Annotated in this window: 21 protein-coding genes; 13 read left to right on the top strand and 8 right to left on the bottom strand. The window is 49.1% G+C overall.

Annotated features, from left to right (window positions below; translation table 11 throughout):
- Positions 1-60 precede the first annotated feature (60 nt).
- From EL628_RS07275 to EL628_RS07285, 3 genes are all read right to left on the bottom strand, one after another.
- Positions 61-501, bottom strand: a complete 441-nt coding sequence (locus EL628_RS07275; protein ID WP_126579299.1) for a MerR family transcriptional regulator — start codon at positions 499-501, stop codon at positions 61-63.
- A gap of 49 nt (positions 502-550) precedes the next feature.
- Positions 551-1409, bottom strand: a protein-coding gene (locus tag EL628_RS30955) for an IS5 family transposase (RefSeq protein ID WP_371859636.1) whose coding sequence is annotated in 2 segments (ribosomal slippage) — positions 551-1021 and positions 1023-1409 — 858 coding nt in all. Because the reading frame shifts where the segments join, the coding sequence is not laid out codon by codon here.
- A gap of 215 nt (positions 1410-1624) precedes the next feature.
- Positions 1625-2185, bottom strand: coding sequence for a hypothetical protein (locus tag EL628_RS07285; protein WP_126579300.1), 561 nt, complete (start codon positions 2183-2185; stop codon positions 1625-1627).
- A gap of 218 nt (positions 2186-2403) precedes the next feature.
- On the opposite strand from EL628_RS07285, the gene EL628_RS07290 reads away from it, so the two are divergent.
- The gene (locus EL628_RS07290; protein ID WP_126579301.1) at positions 2404-2787 is read left to right on the top strand and encodes a thioredoxin family protein; all 384 of its coding nucleotides are present in this window, start codon (positions 2404-2406) and stop codon (positions 2785-2787) included.
- Between the two features lie 90 nt (positions 2788-2877).
- Here EL628_RS07290 and EL628_RS07295 read toward each other — a convergent pair whose 3' ends face one another.
- Both EL628_RS07295 and EL628_RS07300 read right to left on the bottom strand, forming a co-directional pair.
- Positions 2878-3597, bottom strand: a complete 720-nt coding sequence (locus tag EL628_RS07295; protein ID WP_126579302.1) for a response regulator transcription factor — start codon at positions 3595-3597, stop codon at positions 2878-2880.
- Positions 3598-3618: 21 nt separating this feature from the next.
- Positions 3619-4470: a sensor histidine kinase gene (locus tag EL628_RS07300; RefSeq protein WP_126579303.1), complete on the bottom strand. Its 852-nt coding sequence runs from the start codon at positions 4468-4470 to the stop codon at positions 3619-3621.
- 138 nt (positions 4471-4608) lie between these two features.
- Here EL628_RS07300 and EL628_RS07305 point away from each other — a divergent pair, with 138 nt between their 5' ends.
- The 4 genes from EL628_RS07305 to EL628_RS07320 all read left to right on the top strand — a co-directional run bounded on the left by EL628_RS07305 (position 4609) and on the right by EL628_RS07320 (position 10075).
- The gene (locus EL628_RS07305; RefSeq protein ID WP_126579304.1) at positions 4609-6867 is read left to right on the top strand and encodes an ATP-binding protein; all 2259 of its coding nucleotides are present in this window, start codon (positions 4609-4611) and stop codon (positions 6865-6867) included.
- Between the two features lie 227 nt (positions 6868-7094).
- Positions 7095-7436, top strand: coding sequence for a hypothetical protein (locus EL628_RS07310; RefSeq protein WP_126579305.1), 342 nt, complete (start codon positions 7095-7097; stop codon positions 7434-7436).
- Between the two features lie 190 nt (positions 7437-7626).
- The gene (locus tag EL628_RS07315; RefSeq protein WP_126579306.1) at positions 7627-8607 is read left to right on the top strand and encodes a universal stress protein; all 981 of its coding nucleotides are present in this window, start codon (positions 7627-7629) and stop codon (positions 8605-8607) included.
- 415 nt (positions 8608-9022) lie between these two features.
- On the top strand, positions 9023-10075 hold the full coding sequence (locus EL628_RS07320) for a universal stress protein (protein ID WP_126579307.1): 1053 nt from the start codon (positions 9023-9025) through the stop codon (positions 10073-10075).
- A 133-nt stretch (positions 10076-10208) separates the two neighbouring features.
- Here EL628_RS07320 and EL628_RS07325 read toward each other — a convergent pair whose 3' ends face one another.
- The 3 genes from EL628_RS07325 to EL628_RS07335 form a co-directional block, all read right to left on the bottom strand.
- The gene (locus tag EL628_RS07325; RefSeq protein ID WP_126579308.1) at positions 10209-11228 is read right to left on the bottom strand and encodes an NAD(P)-dependent oxidoreductase; all 1020 of its coding nucleotides are present in this window, start codon (positions 11226-11228) and stop codon (positions 10209-10211) included.
- Positions 11229-11267: 39 nt separating this feature from the next.
- Positions 11268-12308, bottom strand: coding sequence for a UDP-N-acetylmuramate dehydrogenase (gene murB / locus EL628_RS07330; RefSeq protein WP_161975325.1), 1041 nt, complete (start codon positions 12306-12308; stop codon positions 11268-11270).
- Between the two features lie 179 nt (positions 12309-12487).
- Positions 12488-14596 carry a hypothetical protein gene (locus EL628_RS07335; protein ID WP_126579310.1) on the bottom strand — a complete coding sequence of 703 codons (2109 nt, stop codon included), beginning with the start codon at positions 14594-14596 and terminating at the stop codon, positions 12488-12490.
- A gap of 416 nt (positions 14597-15012) precedes the next feature.
- Between EL628_RS07335 and dhaL the strand changes: the two genes are divergently transcribed.
- The 8 genes from dhaL (at position 15013) to EL628_RS07375 (ending at position 24350) form a co-directional block, all read left to right on the top strand.
- Positions 15013-15648, top strand: coding sequence for a dihydroxyacetone kinase subunit DhaL (gene dhaL, locus EL628_RS07340; protein ID WP_126579311.1), 636 nt, complete (start codon positions 15013-15015; stop codon positions 15646-15648).
- Between the two features lie 296 nt (positions 15649-15944).
- The gene (locus tag EL628_RS07345; RefSeq protein WP_126579312.1) at positions 15945-17576 is read left to right on the top strand and encodes a RecQ family ATP-dependent DNA helicase; all 1632 of its coding nucleotides are present in this window, start codon (positions 15945-15947) and stop codon (positions 17574-17576) included.
- A gap of 289 nt (positions 17577-17865) precedes the next feature.
- Positions 17866-19563: a peptide ABC transporter substrate-binding protein gene (locus EL628_RS07350; protein WP_126579313.1), complete on the top strand. Its 1698-nt coding sequence runs from the start codon at positions 17866-17868 to the stop codon at positions 19561-19563.
- 87 nt (positions 19564-19650) lie between these two features.
- Positions 19651-20613: an ABC transporter permease gene (locus EL628_RS07355; RefSeq protein WP_126579314.1), complete on the top strand. Its 963-nt coding sequence runs from the start codon at positions 19651-19653 to the stop codon at positions 20611-20613.
- 25 nt (positions 20614-20638) lie between these two features.
- Positions 20639-21583 carry an ABC transporter permease gene (locus EL628_RS07360; RefSeq protein ID WP_161975326.1) on the top strand — a complete coding sequence of 315 codons (945 nt, stop codon included), beginning with the start codon at positions 20639-20641 and terminating at the stop codon, positions 21581-21583.
- A gap of 15 nt (positions 21584-21598) precedes the next feature.
- Positions 21599-22672: an ABC transporter ATP-binding protein gene (locus tag EL628_RS07365; RefSeq protein WP_126579316.1), complete on the top strand. Its 1074-nt coding sequence runs from the start codon at positions 21599-21601 to the stop codon at positions 22670-22672.
- Between the two features lie 33 nt (positions 22673-22705).
- Positions 22706-23731 carry an ABC transporter ATP-binding protein gene (locus tag EL628_RS07370; protein WP_281276524.1) on the top strand — a complete coding sequence of 342 codons (1026 nt, stop codon included), beginning with the start codon at positions 22706-22708 and terminating at the stop codon, positions 23729-23731.
- Positions 23732-23849: 118 nt separating this feature from the next.
- A complete protein-coding gene (locus EL628_RS07375; RefSeq protein WP_126579317.1) occupies positions 23850-24350 on the top strand; it encodes a vitamin K epoxide reductase family protein in 501 nt (166 codons plus the stop codon).
- The last annotated feature ends 5 nt before the right edge of the window (positions 24351-24355 follow it).

Below are 24355 nucleotides of genomic sequence, written 5' to 3' on the forward strand. Positions count from 1 at the left end.
GAAGAGCACCCTGGTAGTCTCAAAGTCAGGATACGAGGATGATCGCTCAACCTTGCTGAATTACTCGTTGAATACGCGGAGCAGCTCTTTTCGATTCGCGATACGTTCTTTGCAATGGAGCTTGATCACACAATTGATACATTGTTCAAGATCTGAGCAGTGGCAGTGTAAGCCATTTTCGAGCATCTGTTTCATTGTTTGGGCTTGATGAATCAGCGACTCTACTTCGGCTAATTTCTGTTGTGCCAGGCTTTGCCAGCGTGTCGAAAGTGGTATATCGCCGTCGAGTTCACGGAGCAACGTTTGCATTTCAGTGATACTAAATCCAACTGCCTGAGCGGTCTGGATAAATGCCAATCTTCGCAGAATGTCCGCCTGGTAACGCCGTTGCCCACTAACGCGTCGTGGCGCTGGCAACAGTCCTACACTCTCATAGTAACGAATGGCTGAAGCTCGCACGCCAGCTTGCCTGGCTACTTCACTGATGGTTAGTTCTGTCATCTAATAGCCCCTTTTTTCTTAGAGTATGTCTTAAGATAAACGCAAAGGCCTAGAAAGGAGCCAAACGCGTCAAAAAGAGACGGATCGCAGCGATCTGGATAAGAGCCTCACTGCTCGAAGGGAGACCCTCATAATCGCGCGCCAAGCGACGAAACCGCGTGAGCCAGGCAAAGGTGCGTTCAACAACCCATCGTTTTCGTTGAACCTGAAAACCGCCTTTTGGTTTGGCAATCTTGACCGGTTCCCCATTGACGAGCACCCAATCGCTCTGGGAGTCGTTGTGTTCATGAGGGACAATCTCCGGTTCCCAGCCAAGGTGCTCTTTGATCCAATCAAGAAGCGGCCCAGTGTATCCCCGATCAGCGAACAGATGCGAAACTCGTGGGAAGTATTCTTTTTGCCCGGCCAACAGCAGAGGAGCGCTCTTGCGGTCGGTCAAGCCCGCGGTATGCACTTTGACCGCCAGAACGAAGCCTTGCGTGTCAACGAGAAGATGTCGTTTACGACCCCAGATTTTTTTTTCCCGCATCGAACCCACGCTCGATGCCTCGGACGGGACTGGTTTTGATCGATTGGCTGTCGATGATGACCGCACTGGGTTCCTCTTCTCGGCCAATGGCCTGACGGGTTTGTTTGCGTAAGCTGGTCATGGCAGTCTCCCAAACCCCGCTGTGTTTCCACTGACGCAAATAATGGTGCAGCGTCTTGCCGTTGGGCAAATCGTGGGGTGTCAGTCTCCACGAACAGCCTGTTCGCAACACGTAGAGGATGCCGTTGACGATCTCGCGCCTGGGAATGGTCTCTTGGGTAGCATTGGGCGAGACATCTGGGATGAAGGGAGCCAGCAACTCCCATTGGGCATCCGTCAGATCGGTGGCGTACGGCTTTCGCGTGATGCTTCTTTCCATTGGCTGTGATCCTTTCTGATCGCTTGTTTGACTCCTTTCTTTTTTCTATCGGCTACTTACTGGTTTTAGGACACACTCTTATAACTTAAAGTGGAATTTAACGGATAAAATCAAAATATTCGGGCACTGAGACATGTTGAGCAAAGCAGAAAGAAAGGAAGAAAGACATAAAAATGCTACCTCATCTGTCTCGACGATACACACCTATCGCTCATTCAAGAATTTTTTTTGCGGGATTTTTGCTCTTCGGAAGTGGCTGGATGGAATTGCCCAAATCGTGAGTGTGCATCGATTGAAGATGAATCCAGGAAGAAACGGATCTTTCCTTTATTTGCCTGCTGATGTGCTTGCTGAACATTTTGATGTGCCATGAAATAAAAAGAAAAGAACTCGAAGGCGTATTGGAGAAAGCCAGGATAATCGTACTTATCGACAGGCCACGTATAGTAGAGCGCCCCTTGCTCAAGAAACAATGTTGCAAGCCCTGGCCCTCCCCCTATATTTGAGAGGTTGAGCACCAGCGTACCTTTTAACGAGAAATGGGAGGCAGCATTTTGTATGTTGTTCAAGAGCATTTCTCGGTCTAATTGTGTAGAAGCCTGATTATCATCGTGTAAGAGAATCACTAGCACGTCATGAGAAGACAGGTAAAATTTTTGGTTTGCGATGGTTTCTAATGGTACAAGAATAATGCTCGCTCCAGCCTTTTCTATGGGTGGCTGGAGGAGAGAGACATCGATTATCGAATCAAGAACAAGAAAATAAACTGTGATCATAAGATAACGTCCCTTTCTCACAATGTGTTCTGGTCCTGAAATCTTCTACACTATAAAAATATGCTCCATCAGAAGAAAGCCATTGATCAGATAGCATCCTCTTGACTTAAAGTGAACTTTAAGAAGTACACTTCATTGTAGCCGATAAAGATGGGATTGTGTAGCCGATAAAGATGGGATTGGCCAATTGTTTTGAAAAGGGAAGGACGAGGAACAGTATGAATGTACATAGTAATCTATTAGCCGTCAAAGATCAGGATTTCTCATTGCAGGTTTTGCAGTCAACACTGCCCGTTATTGTCGACTTCTGGGCCGAATGGTGCCATCACTGCCATACGCTTGCTCCCAGATATGCTCAATTGAGCACACTCTATGCAGGCAAGGTGCGTTTTGCCACTATCAATGCTGACGAGAACCCTCAGATAGCCGCCCAATTTGGGGTTCAAGGTCTACCCACATTGATCCTCTTTAACGCGGGTCAGCCAATTGCCCATATTGTTGGACCACAACCTGCTCGTTTGCAACAACGTATTGAGCAGGCATTGATAGAAAATCAACTTGCCTCCTCTATTCCGGTGGGAGAGAGATTAGAAGCGAAATAGCAGATGAGCTTGCCAGGAGAGAGTCAACCTCTCCTGGCAAGTATGCTTTCAAGTGTGTTTTGAACGCGGATAGAAATAAGAAGATACCAATCAAGCAAGTTTTGGAGTAGTTGAGAACTGATACCCAATACCAATTTTGGTGTGTATATAGGTAGGGTGAGCTGGATCGGGTTCAATTTTTCGGCGCAGGCGGTTAACACTCACCTGTAGCATATGGCTCTCTCCCGTATACTCCTGTCCCCAGATATGTTCAAGCAAGAGGTCTTGCGTCAGCACGCGACCGGCATTCTGCATTAGATACGCCAGGATGCGATATTCAGTCGCTGTGAGAGATATCTCCTCATTGCGTATAGTCACCACACACTGTTCAAAATCAATACAGATGTCTCCAATGACTTTCTTTTTTTGATCCTTCTGAGGCTGTCCAGAGGCCACCCATTGTGAGCGCCGGAGTACAGCTCGTACGCGTGCCTCTAATTCCTCAATACTAAATGGTTTAGTAAGATAGTCATCTGCACCGAGATTTAAGCCCTTAACCTTATCATCATCGCGACCGCGGGCTGTAATAATAATGATTGGGACCTGAGAAAATTCTCGTACGTGTTGACACGTTGTAAAACCATCCATATGTGGCATCATAACATCTAAAAGGACGAGATCTGGCGGATCTGCTTCAATCATTGCCAGAGCTTCTTCACCATCTTTTGCATTAAGCACATGAAATTTAACAAGTTCAAGACTACGCGTTACAAGGCGCAACAATTGAGGATCATCATCGGCGACAAGGATGGTTTGCTTTTTAACTCCCATATAAATATCCTTTATCAATCTTTATTGAACAGGCAAAAGAACATGAATAGTGCTGCCTGTATTTCCCGTATCAGGAAGGCTTTCGATCCAGATTATACCCCCAAGGAGCGTCACAATATGTTGACAGAGAGTGAGGCCCAGGCCAAGGCCTGCAACTTTTCGTGTAAGCTTCATATCTACACGATAAAACCTCTGAAAAATAGCATCGTGATGGCGAGCCGGAATGCCAATGCCATAATCTCGAATACGTATCTCTACCATCATCTGTGGTGTTGCTTCGATAGATGTTGATATTTGATCCGGTACGAGCGTTTTCCATTGTGCAGCTGGCTTGATATCAATCCCTATCTCGATTGGTACTGTTATAGAAGAATACTTATGTGCATTATCTAGCAGCTGCATGAACATCTCCTGCAAAAGCCTCTTATCTGCCATAAGCAGTATCGTGTCAGATTGATCTTTCCCTTCATCAGGCCTGGGGAGGAGATTGATTGAGCGGTGCACTGTACTGACGTTGCGATTGATTCCTTCAGAAAACTTGAGTATGGTCTGCTGTATTAATTGTACTAGATCTATTGGTTCGAGATGAGCGTATATATCGCCCGCTTCAAAACGCGCTAACATCAGTAAGCGATCGAGTAGGGAGATCATATGAGTACTTTTTTTATCAATCTCCTGAAGAAACTCGTGACGTTCTTCATCCGAAAGGTGATCTTCATGTCGTAACAGAAGCTGTACATACCCTTGAATGACCATCAAAGGGCTCTGCAATTCATGACTGACAGTTGCTAGCCATTCAGCATTCATCATGAGAGCTTGATCAGGAGAGGTGGCAGATCCAAAGAAGCTATTTGTTTTGGATGTGTCATCCATTAGCACGGTTATCCTTTGAGCTAGAATGGGCTATTGCCAGATTATCTGTTTGCTTTTATGATAAAGGATAGTTAACAATATTTCAAATCGAGAGAGTAAACATCATAAAGTAATCCCTTTAGAAATCGGTGTGAAGCTATGCAACCACGAAAGAAGCGAAAATCCCTTCTCAAGGATGAGCGTATTGCGGCATTAAACCATATAGGTGCAGCGCTATTGAGTGAACACAATGAACAGCAGCTACTGCACATGATTGCGCAGACTGCTGTTGATCTGATAGGTGCTCGCTTCGCTGCGTTCTCATTGCGGCCAATAAACGAGCAAGGAGAACTTCTTGTCCCATCTGAAGGGAATATGTTTCATCTGGCAGAGGTCATTGGTGTGACTGACGAGCAAAGGGAATTGTTCAGCCGTATGCCCCTGGGAGGGGAAGGATTGCTCGCACCTATTTTTCGGTATGGGGTTCCAGTTCGGGTGGCTGATGTATCCAGCCTGATCGTGCAGCGGGCGACGGCAGAGAGTAGTCTAGAGTTTGAACAACTCAAAGGCAGTGCTCAAAGCTCGGCCTTTGCGTATGCACATGGAAAAATATCATCCGAGGATTTGCAGTCTCTTGGTGTGCCACCCGGGCATCCAGGTATTCGAAGCTTCCTGGGTGCTCCCTTGTTGGATCATGCGAAGCAGGTACGCGGCGGATTATTATTAGGTCATCCGGACCCGAATCGTTTTCAGGCAGAAGATGAAGCGCTTCTGGTTGGTCTGGCCTCACATGCTGCGGTTGCGCTTGATAATGTACGGCTGTATCAAGCTATGCATGCGCGGGTGCAGGAACTCGATGCTATCTTTCATAGTATTACGGATGGGGTGACGTTAGTTGATCCTCACTGCCGCATTGTACGTGAGAATACGCAAGCACAACGTCTTCGTCATCAACTAGAAGCATCTCCACAGGGCACCAGCTCCTTAGATGTGTTGCTCTATGGTCCCGCTCGACAAGCGTTGCTGGGGCAAGCACAACAGGATAGACTAGTCTCTCTGGTCAATGAAAATCACGAACCTTTAGAGTATCGGGTCACCTCCTCTACGTTGTATCAACAATTATCTCCAGGCGATCCTACAAGCAAGAAGCAATCTATTATGGGCGCTGTTATCATCTGGCATGATGAGACCGAGACACGCCGTATGCTGCGCGAGAGGCATGTGTACGCCGAAACGGAAGCGCGCCGTTCGTTGTTGCAACATATTCTGGACGAATTACCAACCAGCGTCTATCTGGTTCATGGTTATGACGCCCGTCTTGTGCTTTCCAACCATGCTGCTAAGACCCTGTGGGGTGCAAGCTGGTCTCAGGGGCAATCCATGGAGAGCTTTTTACAAGAGAATCGCATTCAGATCTTTCGCACAGATGGACGTCTATTGCCACAGGAACAACTGGCAACCTTACAGGCTGTTCGACAGAGCAAGAGTATTTATCAGCATCAGGAGATTATTCGTCATGCAGATGGTTCCTCGTTACCTGTCCTTGTGAATGCCATTGCGCTGGATGCCCGGAAAACGCCCCTTAATCTACCGGCGGCTTCTCACGGCGAGCGTGATCCAGTTGCCCTGGTTGTGCATCAGGACGTCTCAGCATTAAAAGAAGCTGAGTATCTGAAAGATGACTTTATTGGAATCGCTGCTCATGAATTGCGTACCCCCCTGGCCGCTCTCCAGGGATTTATCGAACTTTTTCAGCTCCAACTGACAGAGCAACAGAATGTGATCTTGACCGCAGGGCAGCAAGAATCGTTGCAGAATGTTGATCAGGCCACGCGCCGGCTCGTCGACCTTACCAATGACCTTCTGGATGTGACCCGGTTACAGGCAGGTCGATTGGAATTGCGTCAGGAAGCGATGGATCTGGTTTCATTGGTGAAACGTGTCGTGAGACGGTATCAGATGATTGAAGGTCGACATGAGCTTGTGCTTCTGAATCAGGCGCCCTTCTTAATTGTTTTCATGGATGTTATGCGTATCGAGCAAGTTCTCACTAATCTAATAAGCAACGCCATAAAGTACAGTCCGGATGGCGGGCAGATCTGTATCTCTCTAGAAGAAGTAAGTACAACAAAGCAGGCTCTTCTGAGTATTCAAGATCAGGGCATTGGCATTCCAGTCTCACAGCAGGGACGTATTTTTAGCCGTTTCACACGTGCGGATAATGCTCAAGCCAATGGTATCTATGGAACAGGGCTGGGCCTTTATCTCAGCCGAGAGTTTATTGAGCGGCATGGAGGCAGCATCTGGTTTCAATCCAGTGAGAATAAAGGTACGACCTTTTTTGTTGCCCTTCCTCTCATTGCGCATGCCTTTGACGAAGAGGCTGATGATAGCAACGAAGCACAGATCATCTCCTGAACTATCTACGCCCCTCCATATACTCGATTGATCAATCTTCTTCCTGGGATACCTTCGCGCCTCTCTCAATGCTCCTCAACTCAGCCTTAAATTGTGATCTCTATGAGAGATGGAGCAATATCATGAGAGCATTTTGAGAGAGAGGTATCTTATCGTAATGAGTGAGAGCACTATCCCCTCTCTTTCAGGGGACGTATTAAACGACCTGTAGGCCAAAGGAGGCTCTTATGTATCTCCACGATAATCTACAAGTTTGCTTGTATGCACTGGAAAGCCGGTACCCTAACCACCTTGTAGATATCAATCCTGGAATCATTCAGACAAAAGGGGCTGCATTAGCAGGAAGGAGAGCTGCCGAAGTGGTGAAGATGCTGGCCATGACTACACCACATCTATTAGAGGCTCCTGCGGAGATGATTATAGACCATGGGGCCTGTGCCATCTACCTACCTCATTTATCAACAACTATACCCTTGTGCATTATTCACTGCCTGGGCAAGCTTCCCCCAGGTGGTATTCCTGGCGAGAAAAATGTACAGCAGAAACAGCTTTTTCCAAACGTGCTTTGAGTGGTTACTCTGCCTGGACGTCGCATAGAAGCCATATCATGTATATGATGGGATGATGAGTTGTTTTTGTGTAGAAGTAATGGCTTCCGTTGTAAGTGAATGGAAGAGAAAGGGCATCTTTCCTGCTGGGAGAGTAGCCTGATCCATTGATTTGCAAGCATATCGAGCAGAAAGAAAGAAGGATACCCTCATGTTTCAACGTATCCTTGTGCCACTAGATGGTTCAGAACGCGCGGAGCGTATTGTTCCAGTTGCTCTACGTCTGGCTCGTTCCAATGGTGGAACGATAATTCTCCTACGCGTAATTAATCCTAACCAACCTTTGTTCTCTCAGACAATGCCCTCCCAGGAATTATTAGATGAGGCCAGGGCCGAAGCAAAAGACTATCTGGAGGCACTCTCCAGGAGCGAGCCATTTCAGGGCGTTCGGACAGAGATAGTCCTTCCCTTTGGCTCTGCCGGAGCAACGATCCTGACTGCGGCGATGCTGCATCATGCTGACATTGTGATCATTAACTCGCATGGCGATACAGGGATGTCGCGTTGGGTTATGGGGAGTGTCGCTGATAAGGTCACCAGATATGCTGAGATGCCAGTGTTACTCTTCCGTGATAGGAGTGCCCTCCCATTGGGCCCCCACCCCGATCCCAGTGAGCCATTGCGTGTCCTTGTGCCTTTAGATGGCTCAGAGCTTGCAACCACAGCATTAGAACCTGCAGCAGAATTGCTTACGATGTTAAGTTCGGCAACGAACAATGCACTACATCTGATTCGAGCGGTTGACACCCGCGAGAAGCTGCCAGCAGCCAGAGATTACCTGCAAGCCATCACTGCGAGAATCGAGTCAGGACAGATGGTGCCAATTATTGCCCGTCAGCAGATAGCGGTTACATGGTCGGTAGCTATCAATGCAGACCCGGCGGATGCCATCGTGCGTGTTGCAGAAAACGGGGAAGATGCGGAAAACAGTGGCGTGTTTGGCGGCTGTGACCTCGTTGCAATCACTACGCATGGTCTGACTGGTCTGCCTTTCTGGACAATGGGAAGCGTAACTGAGAGGGTACGTGCAGCAACGCAGCTTCCGATGTTGATCATACGCCCTGCCGATATGGGAAACCCCATTATGGCGCACCCTCAAGATAAACTGGAATCTGTCGCTCCGGAAAGATAGCAGCGTTCCAGGTAGAGCCAGCTCAACAGGGCGATTCCAGTGGATGGGATGGTTCACAATATGCGCTGAGCACCTGTCTTTCCCTTTCCTCCAACAATTTTTGTTCGCCTGCCTGCGTAGTCTAGCTGCATTGATACTACGCAGGCAGGCCTGGCAATTAAGACACAAATCAAAGAGTTTGCCTGTGATTTCTTTGTGATACCGGTTCTCTTGCAGTGACTTTTCCGAGACATACATCTTTTACTATCTCTCATAGAGTAAAAGTTATAAAGCAGAGAAGATTAATCACCAAGAGAATGTTGAGATTGGGAGTATTCTACGAGGAAGAGAATATCAGTAAGAAGCTGATGAGGGTTTAGCCTCTACTCCGCTCAGCAGAAAGAGAAGAATTCCTGGTTGCAGGAAGGGAGACAGTATGAAAGAGCAGACAAATATGATGCAGTTCCAGAAGATCCTCGTGCCGCTGGACGGCTCCTCTCTGGCAGAAGAGGCGATCCCGCTTGCAGTTCATATTGCGCGTGCATGTAACGCAGAAGTCTATCTCCTCCGTGTGGTTCCACCCTCCAGTTGTGTGCCGCTTTACCCATACGCCCCGCTAGAACTGGCAGAGCCCATGCGAGAAGCAGCCTTCACAAAAGCTCGTGATTACTTGAAGCAGGTCGTTACCTCTGCTCATCTTGATGCGCTGAAAGTGCATATCGACGTACAGATGGGGGGGTCAGCGGCAACGATTATCGACACTGCGCGTGTGTATGGAATAGATCTCATTGTCATGCGTAGCCATGGCGAGACCGGGTTTACGCGCTGGGTGATGGGGAGTACTGCACAGCAGCTTGTACGCTATTGTCCAGTTCCGGTTCTGGTAATCAGAGGGACACAAAGCCAGCTTCTGCCTCTTGTTCATGCGCCACGCATTCTGGTCGCACTGGATGGCTCATCTCTCTCAGAGGAAGCAATCCGTCCAGCCGCGCAGCTCAGTGCCGCTCTCGCTCAGGTAGGGCAGGGCTCTATCCATCTCACAAGAGTTGTTGAGCGTCTCATTACGCATCGGCAGAAGGAGAAAGATATCGTCGAACAGCAAAACAAAGCCTGTAGAGCTGAGGCTGAGGCGTATCTTCACCAGATTAAAGAGCGTTTTTCCTCTGGCGAGCTTGCATCCTTTGGTTTAACGGTGACTGGTTCTGTGGTGACCTACTCGGATATAGAAGATATTACCAGAAGGATCATCGAAGAGAGCTCTTGTATTGGCGATGAGCCTGGTTTCACGGGGTGTGATATTATTGCCATGACGACCCATGGCCGCCACGGTTTTCAGCATTTTCTGTTCAGCAGCTTTACAGAAGCTGTGTTTGATGCTGCGCCACAGCCCATACTTGTTGTGCATGCAGCAAAAACGGATCATGGTTCTCAATCAAGCAAACAAAAAGAGACGAACAAGCAGAAAAAGGCTGATGTGGTCGTCTTTTAGAGACGGGGCAGATGCCAGGCTTTCTTCTCAGAGGCCTCTGAGAAGAAAGCCTGTTTTAAACAGACAGACCTGGAATGAAGAGCCTCTTCATCCCAGGTCTGTCTCTTTGCGTTATGGATTATTGTCCTTTGGATTATTGTACTTTCACAATATTTTGTGGACGATCGGCGAGAAATGCCTGTACATTGCTAATAGTTGTATCGAGAATGCGGAGCAGCGCCTCGTCAGAGTTGAAAGCAATATGTGGTGTAATGATCACATTCTGGCGGCGTAGCAGCATATTGTTATTGACCAGCAATTTAAGTTCGGCTTCGGTATCTGCCGCATTCAACAGTTCCTCTTCATGTTCCAGAAATTCTTCGCCTTCGAGCGTATCCAGGCCAGCGCCAGCCAGGATCCGAGTGTCAAGGGCCCAGGCGAGCGCTCGTGTATCGATAAGCGACCCGCGAGCTGTATTGATGATGAGAGAGCCACGCTTCATTAGTTCGAGCTTCTCGCGATTGATCATATGATGGGTGCTTGGCAGTGCGGGAGCGTGGAGCGTCACCACATCGGATTGTTTGAGGACCTCATCCAGTTCGGCGTACTGGAACCCCAACACTTCAGAGAGGAGCTGGTTGTGTACAACATCATAAGCCAGCACATTCATACCGAACCCCTTAGCGATCCGTATGACATGCAGGCCAATAGCGCCCGCACCGATAACTCCAAGCGTCTTGCCATACAGATCAAAGCCGCGTAGCTCCTCTATACTATACTCGCCATCTCGCATATGGACCCAGGCCTGATGAATCTTGCGTGAAAGTGCCAGCAGGAGAGCAAATGTATATTCGGCGACCGCAGTCTCGCCATAAGCAGGGACATTGGCCACTTTAATCCCTCTAGCCGAGGCTGCATGGAGATCAATGTGATCATATCCGGTTGAACGCGTTGCAATTAACTTAAGATTAGGCATAGCCGCAATCTCTTCGGCTCCGATATGGGAATGAACAAATGGAAGCACGACCTCGACCTCACTCAAATTCATCGTACCATTGAATAAAGTATTTGAGCGTGTCTCCAGAAAATCTTCGACATCTAGCCGATGTCGAACATAAGAAGCCTCTTTCTCGTTGGCTTCCATCATTAAAACGTGTGTTTTCTGTTTGTCCATTGATATTATCTCACTATCTATGTTGGCCTGGCTTCTCGATCACTCAGTTTCGCGATAGGGCCATGCTCCAAGGAGTTCAACATTTAATTCCAGAGACACATGGGATTGCTTCAGGACCCGCTGGTGTGCCTCGATCATCAGATCCACAATATCCTGTGCCCGAGCTCCCCCCAGGTTCACGATATAATTTGCATTTTGCAGAGAGATCTGTGCATTGCCGCACGTCTTTCCTCGCAGGCCAGCCTTATCAATGAGGTCATGTGCAGTTGTATCGGGCGGATTTTTAAAAATAGAGCCAAGATGCAACTGGGAAGGTTCAGTCTGTTTGCGATACTCTCTGTGTTGATCCAATAGAGCAAGCAACTCTGTAGGATCTTGTCGATGAAGACGTAGTGCGAGCGTTACAATGAATTCGGCTGGACTGATAAGATGGTGGGCAGCGAGTAGCAGATTGCCATCTGGATCAATCTGTGCCGCAGGTTGTTTGCGAAAACGGCTATGGAGATAGCCCAACTCTAGATCGGCATGAACGTATCGTCGGAGCAGAGGATGAGCATACTCATCTTCCATGGCGACATTACAGCCGCGAGCGTCCAGAACCTCGATCCATAAAAGGGCCTGCCCAAGATCCTGATTATGTGCGCCTGCATTGCTAACCACCCCGGCTCCCAGGGTTCCTGGAATACCAATGCCAAATTCCAGGCCGCCCCAGCCAAGCGGGACAACCGCATGTAACAGTTCACTCCAGGTTACTCCAGCCGTAGCAGTCACAATAGCGGACCCATCGGGTTGTGTTTCGACCTGATAATTATGGGCATCCATGCGAGCCACAATCCCGCGCACTCCATTATCTGCATAGAGCGTATTTGAACCAGATCCAACGACCAGCAGAGGCCAATGCTCTTGCGAACAGAGACCGATCAGATCTGCCAGCTCTCTGGGCGTTTCGAGTGTAATCCACAGGTCGGCTTCACCTCCAACACTGAAGGAACTGTGTTGGGCCAGTGGTTCCTGACAATGAACTCGTTTATGAAAATGGTGAGACAGTACCTCATAGGCACGATGAGTATCGAATACCATAGAGATCATTCCTTTCTACGCCTCAGGAAGCCTGGGCATGTTCAGCATGACCATTTTTCAGACATCCGAAGTATAGAAGAGCGAAATCACTAACTGTGCACAAAGAAGTGATTGATATCACATATCCATCACTATTTTATTATCGGCACCGTATCTCAATGCACTCTTAATGGACTCACTCAGTCTCTATTATCTGGTTGATGGTTGAGCGTTACAGTGACAGTAGCCGTAGAAGGTGGAATGGTAACAGCGCCTTCGTTGTTGTCCATGGAGCCACTGGTGGTTGACGCAAGATTGCTTCTGAAGCCGGGGAGATTGAAGATCACATTATTGGTTGGAGTATCGCCCGAGAGCGTGAGTGTCACTGTCTTCCCATCGTTCCCCATGGTTATGTGCATGCCCATACGGTGATTATCCAAGATCGGATAATTACTAATATCAATGACCTGCCCTCGTTTCATCCACTCCTCGGGCACACCCCGTCCAACCAGGACGGTTCCATCAGTTCGTTGAGCAATGAATGAGTCAAGCAAAGCCTTGTTCATCTGGGCAATGCCCCAGGCATGCGGAGCCGATCCCTGTCCATCGCTAGGATGATTGCCTTTCCAGGGGCTTGAGGTGATGCCAACACCATTTGATTCCCACCAGGAGTACGGGCCATCCATATTCTCATCAATCATAAACTTGTAGACGCGAATGGCCTCTGGTCTGTATAGCCCGTTGCCACGCAAGCCCTCAGAGGCTGCACCAACCTGGTATGCCTCTGAAAAGCCAGGGAAACCACCAATATCATGTGCTGCTAGAATCCCGCGTAAGCGATTGTAGTTGTGATGGTAGGTGGCATCAATCAGATCAATTAATGGACCGGTCTGATCGGGGGCATTCAGCAGGTAGCCCTCCCAGCCCCAGGGAGCGATGGCCCAGAAGCTCAGGTTATTGGAATCTTGCGGCTGGGAGCAGCGATTTCGCGAGTTGGGCACATCGACTGCACAGGTGATAGAGCTCAGGCTATTCTTTTGTAGCGTTGTGTTCAGCTCGGTGTTGATAGAGTTGAGCAGATCAGTATACTGATATCTGGCCCAGTTGAGCTCACTGCTCTTTCCTAGTTTTTCTGTAATATACAGATAACTGGAGAGTCCCAGCAATGCCGCTTCGTCGTCCGCCGTCCAATTGCCCAGAGCATCAATGGTGTTTGAGCTATGCATCGTCTTGCCAGGACCAGTCCGGCTCGACTCAATACTATGTGTCGCGTTCTGAATAAGTGCAAAATTTTGACGCACAAACTCGGCATCGCCAGTCTTCATGAGATACTCGGCCCAGGGCCATGCATACTTATAATTGAAGTCAGCATAGCATGCACAGTGCAGCGTCTTCAAAAAAGACTGCGCGTGCAGATAATCTCCAATCGCGATGTAGTAGAGCACAATGCCCAGGGCATCATGATCATAATACTTGTCATAGCCATTCTCGCCTGGATGGATACTGTCGGCACTAAAGCTGGCATCATCGTCTTCGATGATCTTACTATAGATATAGCCAGCTTTATAAGCATCCGCCATGCGTTGATCGGGCAATTGATTGATCTGTGCCAGGGCGGATAAGCGCTTATTCCAGTAGTTCTTCATATGGAGGTAATGTTGATCATATCCTCCTTGTGCGACAACGAGACGATCAGTAGGCCAGCTATACGATTGATTAAATTTATCAACGGCGATCACATAGTCATGATTGATTGTCTGATCAGGATGAACGGTAGAGCTGACCGCATTAAGTGCCAGTAAAGCATGGGGAGAGGGAGCTGGATCAAGCGTCACAGCGTCATGCCCATGGTTATAGACCGAGACACGTGAATAGACCAGAACAAAATCATGGCCATTGATAAGCACTTTATCACCAAAGTTAGTGATCTTGATAATGCTGTTGTTGCGTTCAAATTCCGTTATATCGCAAGGAAGATAGCCTTCGCAGTTTGTCCAGTTGAGAGGATAGTTTCCTGAATCATAGATGCCAAAGTGTACCGTGAAGTTTTTGTCATTACCGATATCGAATGAGCCATTCATATGTGTTGTTGGCCCTCGTCCATCGCCTTCCCAACCTATGAGGCCAGCATCGGTAATGCCACCAGCGGCCCTCGACCTCTGTGGCAGTTGCATGATACCTGGAATTGTTGCCGCAAGGAGAGCTATTAGTACGTAGTAGATGTGTAGATAGTGCAGGTGTCTGCGCATGTACTGATTCTGTACATGTGTGTCATTCCAGGAGAGTACATTTAAGCACCATTGCATCATGGTCGTCCTCCTTCTGTCAGCAGTAGACCATGATCTGATCCAAATGGTCAATGGAAATGCTGACAACGGTAAGGCGCAGCTTTCTGCCCATCTGTGGAGAGCGGCATCGTTTCCAGTCTTCACCTGGCACCGGGCTTCGTGCAGCAGTCATCCAATTCTATCTGCATAGGAAGCTGCCTCTGGCTACAGGGTGTCTTGATCTTCGTCGATGTCTGTATCATACCCCAAAGATATGGGAATAGTAATAGTAATCGATTGCGATGAGCCAGCCAGATTTTAGCATGCATTGATAGGCGGCTTCTCTCCATGTTACAGTGTGCGTGCCCACACAGAAAGAGACGCAATGGATCAATGATGGACCCATGTGCGTTATATTGATTGAGAGAGCAGGCAAAGAACTCTCGTGGAGAAAATATATGGCAGGTTCAAGTCTAGAGACAGTGAGGTTTGTGGTCAAGACCATTGCGGAGACCGCGATTGAGAAAGAGAAAGAGTTTAACGAGTTAGACTCCGCAGCAGGGGATGGCGATTTTGGTACCACATTGGCGCGGGGTTTTCGTTCGTTATTGGCCGAGTGGAAGAGATTAGAGAAAGACACTCGAACAGGTGAGTTCTTGAAGGACGTCACACTTATTCTCATTCGCTATATGGGAGGCACCTCTGGACCTATCTGGGGGACTGCTTTTCTTCGAGCTGGCACAGCGGCTGGGGATAAACAAGAATTACATCGGGCTGATGTGAGCGAAATGTTCCAGGCAGCCGTCCAGGGAATTGAAGAGCGTGGACGAGCTAAACTAGGCGATAAGACCCTGCTCGATGCACTTATTCCAGCAGTTGAGAGCTTAACGAAAGGGTTGAGTTCGTCAAAAACAGACAAAGAAGTACTGGCAGAGGCGGCCAGAGTTGCACGAGCGAGCGCAGAGGCCACCAGAGACCTTGTCGCCAAACGTGGACGAGCATCTTATACAGGCGAAGAGAGCCAGCATGCACCTGATGCAGGGGCGATGGCTGTGGCGATCCTCTTTGAGAAGATAAGCGATAGCTGGATGTGATGCAAGGTTTCTCTCTAAAATGCACTCTCACCAGTCTATCGCTCAAGTAATCGCAAAATGTTTTTCTGCCAGGCCTGAAGAGAAGAGTCCAACTCTTCTCTCTTTTTTTACGTATCTGACGTACTCCATACTATGACGTGGAAAAATTTTTGGGCGAAGAATAGAGTGGTTTATATCTACATCTAGACCTCTGACTTATCCGTGATGATATGTGAGAGGCAGATCTGTTTCTCTGTGCTGCTAAAGCGGAAAAATATGTGGCCGGTGACGGTCTCTAGATGGATAATAGAAACTATATGCGAAGAAATACGCGAGGTCTACGGCGTCTTGCGCGTGAAAAATTTGGCTATGATGAACTGCGTCCAGGGCAGGAAGCGGCCATTAAAGCTATTTTAGCTGGTCATGATACGCTGGTTATTCTTCCCACAGGTCTGGGAAAATCGATGATCTATCAGTTTACAACACTTCTGTTATCAGGCGCTGCCATTATTATCTCCCCCTTAATTGCTCTCCAGCGGGATCAAGTTGAAGCGATTGGAGAGATGGAGGTAGGTGAGGCAGCGTTTATTAATTCTACAATGCGTGAAGCGGAACGGCGTGCCGTCTTTCAAAAGTTGAAAGAAGGCAAGCTAAAGTTTCTCTTTCTTGCCCCTGAGCAATTTAACTGCGATGATATTCTTGAACATTTAAAAGAGCAGCCACCGGCTTTATTTGTGGTTGATGAGGCCCATTGCGTAAGTGAGTGGGGACATGATTTCCGGCCTGAGTACCTGCGCTTAAACTCCGTTATTGAGGCGCTTGGACATCCAACGGTCGTCGCATTGACGGCAACGGCTGGCCCACGGGTTCGAGAAGAGATCATTGAAAGCTTAAGTATGCGTGAGCCTGAGGTCATTGTTCGTGGTTTTGATCGTCCCAATATCTGGTTGGGGGTAGAGAAGTTTTATAAAGAGGCCGATAAGCGCAACGCCTTGTTGGAGCGCGTGCTAGAGGCGGATAAGCCAGGTATTGTCTATACCGCCACGCGTAAACATGCCGAAGAGATTGCACAGGCACTGACAGACAAAGGGATCAGTGCAGCCTATTATCACGCGGGCATGCGAGCGATTGAGCGCGAACAGGTGCAAGAGCAATTTATGGATGATGAAGTGGAGGTCATCGTAGCGACAGTGGCCTTTGGAATGGGGATTGATAAGCCAAATGTGCGCTTTGTCTACCACTATGATATCAGCGATTCGCTGGATTCCTATTACCAAGAGATTGGGCGAGCGGGACGCGATGGCCAGGAGGCCGAGGCTATCCTCTTTTACCGTGAGGAAGATCTTCGTATTCATCGTTTTTTTGCCGGCGTGGGACGGGTAGATATCGACCAGGTGGGCCAGGTTGCCAAAATTATTGGTTTTTATCAGGGGCCAGTGGTCCTGCAAGAGTTAAGTGAAAGAACGCATCTCTCGCGCTCAAAATTGGCTGAAGCCCTGTCGCGCCTTGAGGAGGTTGGTGTCGTCAAATCTTTGCCCAGCGGTGAGGTTGTGGCGAGTGAACACCACTTTGACTTAGATGAAGCTCTGCAAGATGCCATCGATGCCCATCAATCGCGACGTGAATTCGATCGCTCGCGTATAGAAATGATGCGTAGCTACGCTGAGCTACATGCGTGTCGTCGTGAATTTTTACTCAATTATTTCGGGCAGGAATCCGTCTCTTCTTGCGACTATTGCGATAACTGTGATGCAGGTATTGTTGTAAGCGAGAATGGCGAGCCGCTTCCGTTTCCGCTGAATTCGCGTGTTCAGCATAAAGTCTGGGGTGAGGGACTGGTGCTGCGTTATGAAGGCGATAAGATGGTCGTGCTCTTCGATGAAGTAGGGTACAAAACGCTGGCGATCGAAGTCGTTGTCTCACGCGCCTTGTTGACGCTCGTCGAATAGTTTATCGGCCAGAATATTGAGATCTGTGAATCTAGCACAGAGAGGCCAGGGTATAATAGGGGCGAACAGACCGTTCGCCCTCTATAGGCCAGACTACCAGCAGTGTTTAGCATAGTCAGGTAGAATGATAAAGCGATCAATTTGAAAAGGAAATATGAAAATGTATTAACATTCTTATTACTTATGACGTCATAAGTAGGTATAAGTGGAATGATGTATCATTCTTGCTAGTTTCCAGGAACAGAATAGAAAGATGTGCAATTGTCCTTTATTTTTCTAAGGAGGCAAGATGCGTAGTCGAACGAATGGTTATCTGACACGGACCCTGTTCTCTCTGCTAGCCCTACTGACGTTAATCTTGAGTGCCTGTACTGCATCCGGGACGTCACAATCGACCTCGACCAGCGACAAGCCTGTCCAGGGAGGGACCTGGATTGATGATCTGACGAATGAGCCCGATTCATTGATTCCTAATGGAGGAACCCAGGATTTTAATACTCTGGTCGATCAGGCCCTCTATTCGCCCCTCTTTGTAGGAAATGCCCAGGGTAAGATTACGGCCAACCTGGTAACTGAGGTACCTGACTATACTAACGGGGATATTAGTAAGGATCTCAAGACCTGGATTTTTAAATTAAAGCCGGGCCTTCTCTGGTCTGATGGCCAACCTCTGACTGCCGAGGATGTAGATTATACCTGGAAATTATGGACAAATCCAAAATTCGGGGCTGCCAACACCAATGGCTATAATCTGATTACCTCTACCGATGTCTCCGCCAATAAACTCCAGATCACCTTTCATTTAAAGCAGGCCTATGCGCCTTTCCTCGCAGTCTGGACGGATGGACGTACATCACCGTTACCAAAGCATCATTTTGAGAGTATGGACCCCTCCGAGATCCTGAAGTCGCCTGATAATCTCAAGCCAACCGTCGTCAGCGGCCCCTTTACCATTAGCGAGAGCGTTCATGGTGATCACTATACGCTGGTGCGCAACCCGAAATATTTCCGCGCCTCAGAGGGATTACCCTACCTCAATACGCTTATCTTCCGTCCCATTGCCTCACAGGAGACCATTCTCAATGATTTCAAGGCTGGAAGTATTACCTCATCCTATTTTCTGGATGTAAGTAAGACCTCGACGTATAAAGCGGTTTCCAATTATCATCTGGTAACGAATCCAAATGCTTCCAACTACGAATTTATCGCCATCAACTTCAACAATCCTATCCTGGGCAACCATGTGGAGGTGCGTAAAGCGATGGCCATGGCCATTGATCATGATGCATTGATCAAGGATGCGCGTCAGGGCCAGGCAGTTCCATTGTGTACAGACCATGGTCAGTCCTATAATCCAGGGTATCAAAAGGATGCTCCCTGTCCAAAGTATGATCTGAATGCAGCCAATAAGCTGCTGGATGATAATGGTTGGGTTAAAGGAAGCGATGGTATTCGTAGTAAGGATGGTCAGCGGCTCGAATTCCGCTATGCCACGACCTCGGGCAAACCCTGGCGACAGGCCGATGAAGACCTCATTCAGGCGAATTTTCTGAAGATTGGTATTAAACTGAATATCGATAATCAGCCTTCGAGCGTCTTCTTTGGTCCCTATATGAATGGTGGGCACCACGATCTGGCGGAGTATGAGAACTCCTGGACCTATGACCCTGATGATGCCCCATTGGTAAGCTGTAGCCAGATTCCCACCAACAATGGAGGAAAGGGCCAGAATCGTACCTTCCACTGTGATCCCGAAGTGCAGAATCTGCTGGTGCAGGAGGAGACCTCCGCTGATCCAGCCGTACGCCAGGATGCCTTTAATAAAGAGCATCAGATCTACCTGACCGATTTTCCTTTTATTATCCTGTATAGTCCAGTCGATCTCTCGATGGCGAAGAATACGGTGCATAATTATCTGCCCGGCCCAATGGGAGCGCTTGAGACCGTGAATGTGTGGGAGTGGTGGTGCTCAGGGGGGAAATGTTAAGCCTGTTTGATTGATTGAGCCTGGTCTGGAAGCTGTCCGCTACAATGGAAGGATGTGGGAGCTTCCAGACTTTGTGCGGAGGAATTTATGGGGCGATATATTATTCGTCGCTTGTTGCAAGCGATCCCGTTACTCTTCCTATTGTCGATTGCGATGTTCCTCTTAATTCATGCTATGCCAGGAGGTCCGGATGAGGTTCTGAACAATCCGAACCTGGATAATGCGGGCCAGCAGGCGCTACGAGCTGAATTTGGCCTGGATCAGCCACTCTATATCCAGTATTTCAAGTGGTTGGGAAATAGCCTGGTGGGTAATTTTGGCTTCTCATTCTCAACGCATCAGCGCGTCTCTGAGATCCTGGCACAGCGGTTGCCAGCGACGTTACAGTTATTTGGGGTGGCACTGGTCGTTGCGCTCGGGCTGGCCATCCTGCTTGGTGTGCTCTCGGCGGTCCGACAGAATACAAGTGTCGATTATATTTTGACCGTCATCTCCTACTTTGGTATTGCTCTACCAGCGTTTATCCTGGGACTCTTTCTCCAAGATATCTTTGCAGTGCAGCTCCATCTTCTGCCAGTCTCAGGCACAACGACATTGGGGGTTGATTTTGATCCCTTCAATGCCTTCTATGATCATTTCTTACACCTGATCCTGCCCACATTAACGCTCTCTCTCTTGTTTGTCGCCAGTTGGAGCCGCTACATGCGTTCGAGCACAATCGAGGTCTTGAAGCAGGATTATATGCGTACGGCGAGAGCTAAGGGCGCGTCGCCTGTGGCGATGCTCTTTCGGCATGCGTTGCGCAATGCTGTGATCCCTTTGATTACTGTGGTCGCGATCGAATTTGGTTCTATTGCAGGTGGGGCGACGATTACAGAGCGTATCTATGCGTGGCCGGGGATGGGATCGCTCTTTTTCTACTCATTAGAAGTGCGCGATTATCCTGTTCTGCTGGCGATGTTAGTTCTCAGTGGAACATTCGTGATCTTTTTTAACCTTGTTGCGGATGTGTTGTATGGCATCATGGACCCTCGTATTCGCTACTCGTAGCCGTTCTGTAGAAAGGTCGATGTATATGGAGCATCCTGATGATAGCAAACGGACCTTTGCCATTGACGAAGAAGAGCTTGAGCCAGCCTTAGACCTTGCGCCAGTCCTGCTACCAAAGCGTCGAAGCCAGATACGAATTATCTTTGATCGTTTTACGCGCAACAAAGTGGCTCTGGCGGGATCTACCTTTCTGGTATTCTTATTTCTCTTTTGCTTTCTTGGGCCTGTTGTCACTGGCCATACGCTGCCAGACATACCACATCCTGATCAAGCATTGCAGCCGCCGAACCTCACCTATCCGTTGGGGACAGATAATGTTGGGCGGGATCAATTTGCGCGGGCGATGTATGGAGGTCAGGTCTCATTGCTCGTAGGTTTAAGCTCAATGTTTGTCGCCCTGGTCTTTGGGGTCTGCATTGGTGCGGTTGCAGGATTTTATGGTGGGATCATTGAGAACATTCTGATGCGACTGACTGATGTCATGCTGGCTATTCCAACCTATCTTCTGCTCTTTGTCCTGGCCCTCTCGTTCTCTGATGGGTCCCCGTTGCGTGTGGTCCTGTTTATTGCGATTTTTAGTTGGGCGACAGCGGCGCGTGTAGTGCGTGGAGAGTTCCTGGCCCTCAAAGAGCGCGAATATGTACTGGCGGCTCGTACGATTGGAGCAAAAAATCTACGCCTGATGTTCCGCCATATCCTGCCCAATGCGGCTGGCCCTATTATCGTCAATGCCACCCTCTTAATTGGCTCCAATATTATTCTGGAATCGATTCTGAGCTACTTCAGTTTTGGCCTGCATCCGCCAACCGCCAGCTGGGGGAACCTGGTCAGCGATGGGCAGGGGCTCTATGATAGTGCACCCTGGCTCGTCTTTACGCCCACATTGCTGATCTTTTTTACGGTGTTAAGCTGTAATCTGGTTGGAGACGGTCTGCGCGATGCATTGGACCCTTATATGACGGAGCGCTGAGAAAGGGAGATCACTGTGGCGAGTACAGAGGAGAATCTGCTGGAGATTCAGGATCTCAAGACCTATTTTAAGACGAAAGCAGGCTATGTTCATGCGGTGGATGGGGTCAGTTTTGCGTTGAAACCGGGTGAGAAAGTGGCGATTGTTGGCGAGAGCGGATGTGGCAAGAGCGTAACGGCGCTCTCTATTCTTCGACTGATTGCCCAGCCCCCGGGAGAGTATGTTGGTGGCAAGATCTTGTTTCATGATCAGGACCTGCTCAAACTATCCGAGCGGGAGATGAGGAGCGTGCGAGGGGGGCAGATTGGCATGATCTTCCAGGACCCCATGTCCTGTTTGAACCCTACCATGACCATTGGAGATCAGATTGCAGAAGGGCTGCGCATGCATCTTAAATTAGCAGCCTCTCAGGCGCGTCAGCGGGCGCGTGCATTGTTGGAGGAAGTTGGCATCCCGGCAGCCGCAGAGCGGATGAAGGCCTATCCTCATCAATTCAGTGGGGGGATGAGACAGAGAGTAATGATTGCGATGGCTCTGGCCTGTAAGCCACAACTATTGATTGCAGACGAGCCCACCACTGCGCTGGATGTTACCGTTCAGGCCCAGATCCTGGATGTCATCAATGGCGTCTGTGAAGATTTGGGGACGGCCCTGATCCTGATCACCCATGATCTCGGTGTCGTCGCAGGAGTTGCTGATCGTGTCGTCGTCATGTATGCAGGCAAGGTCATAGAGGAGGCTCCAACCGCCGAGCTATTTGCGAACCCACGTCATCCCTACACTGTCGGGCTACTTGCCTCAGTACCACGTCTGGATGCTGAACGGAGCAGTGAACTCTCAACCATTGAGGGCTCGCCGCCTGATCTTATGAACCCACCAGCTGGCTGCCCATTTATGCCCCGCTGTTTTTATGCGCATAAGATCTGCGAGACAATGCCACCCTTTGATCCTGTTAATGGTATGGGTGAGCATCGGAAAGCCTGCTGGATCGATCTCAACGATCCACAGGAGCAGACCTATGCCCAGCGTCGGCGAGAGGCCAGGCGAGCCTATGAACAGCAGAGTATTCAGAACGTCATTCAATCGTAGAACAGAACATGAGTATGATCAAAAGGCATTGAAATGATGGAAGAAACAAGCGTGGTTGAGATTGGGAAAAAGACACTGCTAGACGTGCGGGATCTCAAAATGTATTTTCCCCTCACACAGGGGCTGCTTTTTCAGCGAACCGTTGGGCATGTGAAAGCTGTCGATACTGTCAGCTTTCAGATCGAGCAGGGCCAGACACTGGGCTTAGTAGGAGAGAGTGGCTCTGGCAAGACCACCATTGGCCGCACTATTACGCGTCTGTATCAGCCAACCAGCGGGCAGATCCTCTTTGATCAGCATGATCTTGCACAGGTGCAGGGGGAAGAGCTCCGTCAACTGCGGCAACGGATCCAGATGATCTTTCAGGACCCCTTTGCCTCGCTTAACCCCCGCTTTACGATTGGGACATTAATAGCCGAACCCATGCAGATCTATCGACAGGGGACAGGGAAAGAGATCCGCGAGCGCGTGGCTGAACTGTTGCGTGTAGTCGGGCTCAGGCCTGAATACAGCGATCGCTATCCCCATGAATTTAGTGGAGGGCAGCGCCAGCGTATCGCCATTGCGCGTGCCCTTTCGATCAGCCCTGAATTGATCATTGCAGACGAGCCCGTCTCGGCATTAGATGTCTCAGTGCGAGCTCAGGTCCTGAATCTTCTTCAGCATTTGCAGCAGGAGCTCCACCTCACCTATCTCTTTATTTCACACGACCTGAGCGTTGTTCGTCATGTCGCGGATCGGATCGCCGTCATGTATCTCGGGAAAATCGTTGAACTGGCAGATCGGGATGAGCTCTATGCTGCTCCACAGCACCCCTACACCCGGGCGCTGCTCTCAGCGGTTCCTATTCCCGATCCCCAGATTGAGCGCAAGAGGCGGCGTATCATCCTGACAGGAGATCTGCCGAGCCCGATCAACATTCCTGCCGGGTGTCGCTTTCATACGCGCTGTCCCATGGCACAGAGCATCTGTCATGAAAAGGAGCCAGCCTTTGAGCCTAAACAGGGGCGAGAGCACTATGCAGCCTGCCATTTCTCGGAGCAGATCGCAAAGGAGTGAGCTTTTTGAGAGCCTTCGTCCATTGACAATAAAGAAAAGGATGGGCTATGCTAGTGATTGACATACGACGTTTGTGACGTGTCAAAGGTTCGTAGCTCTGAAAGTAAGAAGAGGCCGTATGGAATATTTTCAACGCAAGGGTGGGCAGATTCTCTTATTAGTGCTCTCACTGATCGGAGTGGGCATCTCGATCTATTTAACTGTTATTCACTACAACCATGCACCCGTTGTCTGTTCGGCCAGCGGCGTTGTGAATTGTGAGCTTGTCCTCTCGAGCACCTATTCCTCAGTTCCTGGTACAACTATTCCTATATCCATCCCAGGCCTGCTCTGGACGCTGGTGGGGGCTGGTCTGGCTGTTGCGGCCCTCGTTCTCGGCCCTGCTCGGAAGTGGGTGAGAATTGCGGAAGTAGCCTGGACTGGTCTGGGCATGCTCACCGTCTTCTATCTCGTCTATGCTGAACTGGTGCGCTTACATGCTATCTGTGCCTGGTGTACCGGATTGCACGTCATCATCTTTATCATGTTCCTCTCAAGCATCCTGCTGCTGCAAGGGCCCGAGCAAGATGAAGAAGAGTACGACCTGGAAGAAGAGGAAGAGCCACTGGCCGCCCATTAGTAGAG

The sequence above is a fragment of the Tengunoibacter tsumagoiensis genome, assembly GCF_003967535.1.
In the GTDB taxonomy this organism is placed as follows: domain Bacteria; phylum Chloroflexota; class Ktedonobacteria; order Ktedonobacterales; family Ktedonobacteraceae; genus Tengunoibacter; species Tengunoibacter tsumagoiensis.

Excerpts from the sequence above, each read along its gene's own strand:
- dhaL (WP_126579311.1), top strand. The coding sequence starts at position 15,013 with ATGGCAGGTTCAAGTCTAGAGACAGTGAGGTTTGTGGTCAAGACCATT.
- EL628_RS07345 (WP_126579312.1), top strand. The coding sequence starts at position 15,945 with ATGCGAAGAAATACGCGAGGTCTACGGCGTCTTGCGCGTGAAAAATTT.
- EL628_RS07285 (WP_126579300.1), bottom strand. The coding sequence starts at position 2,185 with ATGATCACAGTTTATTTTCTTGTTCTTGATTCGATAATCGATGTCTCT.
- EL628_RS07295 (WP_126579302.1), bottom strand. The coding sequence starts at position 3,597 with ATGGGAGTTAAAAAGCAAACCATCCTTGTCGCCGATGATGATCCTCAA.
- EL628_RS07325 (WP_126579308.1), bottom strand. The coding sequence starts at position 11,228 with ATGGACAAACAGAAAACACACGTTTTAATGATGGAAGCCAACGAGAAA.
- EL628_RS07300 (WP_126579303.1), bottom strand. The coding sequence starts at position 4,470 with ATGGATGACACATCCAAAACAAATAGCTTCTTTGGATCTGCCACCTCT.
- EL628_RS07355 (WP_126579314.1), top strand. The coding sequence starts at position 19,651 with ATGGGGCGATATATTATTCGTCGCTTGTTGCAAGCGATCCCGTTACTC.
- EL628_RS07305 (WP_126579304.1), top strand. The coding sequence starts at position 4,609 with ATGCAACCACGAAAGAAGCGAAAATCCCTTCTCAAGGATGAGCGTATT.
- EL628_RS07350 (WP_126579313.1), top strand. The coding sequence starts at position 17,866 with ATGCGTAGTCGAACGAATGGTTATCTGACACGGACCCTGTTCTCTCTG.
- EL628_RS07375 (WP_126579317.1), top strand. The coding sequence starts at position 23,850 with ATGGAATATTTTCAACGCAAGGGTGGGCAGATTCTCTTATTAGTGCTC.
- EL628_RS07275 (WP_126579299.1), bottom strand. The coding sequence starts at position 501 with ATGACAGAACTAACCATCAGTGAAGTAGCCAGGCAAGCTGGCGTGCGA.
- EL628_RS07335 (WP_126579310.1), bottom strand. The coding sequence starts at position 14,596 with ATGATGCAATGGTGCTTAAATGTACTCTCCTGGAATGACACACATGTA.
- EL628_RS07290 (WP_126579301.1), top strand. The coding sequence starts at position 2,404 with ATGAATGTACATAGTAATCTATTAGCCGTCAAAGATCAGGATTTCTCA.
- EL628_RS07370 (WP_281276524.1), top strand. The coding sequence starts at position 22,706 with ATGATGGAAGAAACAAGCGTGGTTGAGATTGGGAAAAAGACACTGCTA.
- EL628_RS07315 (WP_126579306.1), top strand. The coding sequence starts at position 7,627 with ATGTTTCAACGTATCCTTGTGCCACTAGATGGTTCAGAACGCGCGGAG.
- EL628_RS07310 (WP_126579305.1), top strand. The coding sequence starts at position 7,095 with ATGTATCTCCACGATAATCTACAAGTTTGCTTGTATGCACTGGAAAGC.
- EL628_RS07320 (WP_126579307.1), top strand. The coding sequence starts at position 9,023 with ATGAAAGAGCAGACAAATATGATGCAGTTCCAGAAGATCCTCGTGCCG.
- murB (WP_161975325.1), bottom strand. The coding sequence starts at position 12,308 with ATGGTATTCGATACTCATCGTGCCTATGAGGTACTGTCTCACCATTTT.
- EL628_RS07360 (WP_161975326.1), top strand. The coding sequence starts at position 20,639 with ATGGAGCATCCTGATGATAGCAAACGGACCTTTGCCATTGACGAAGAA.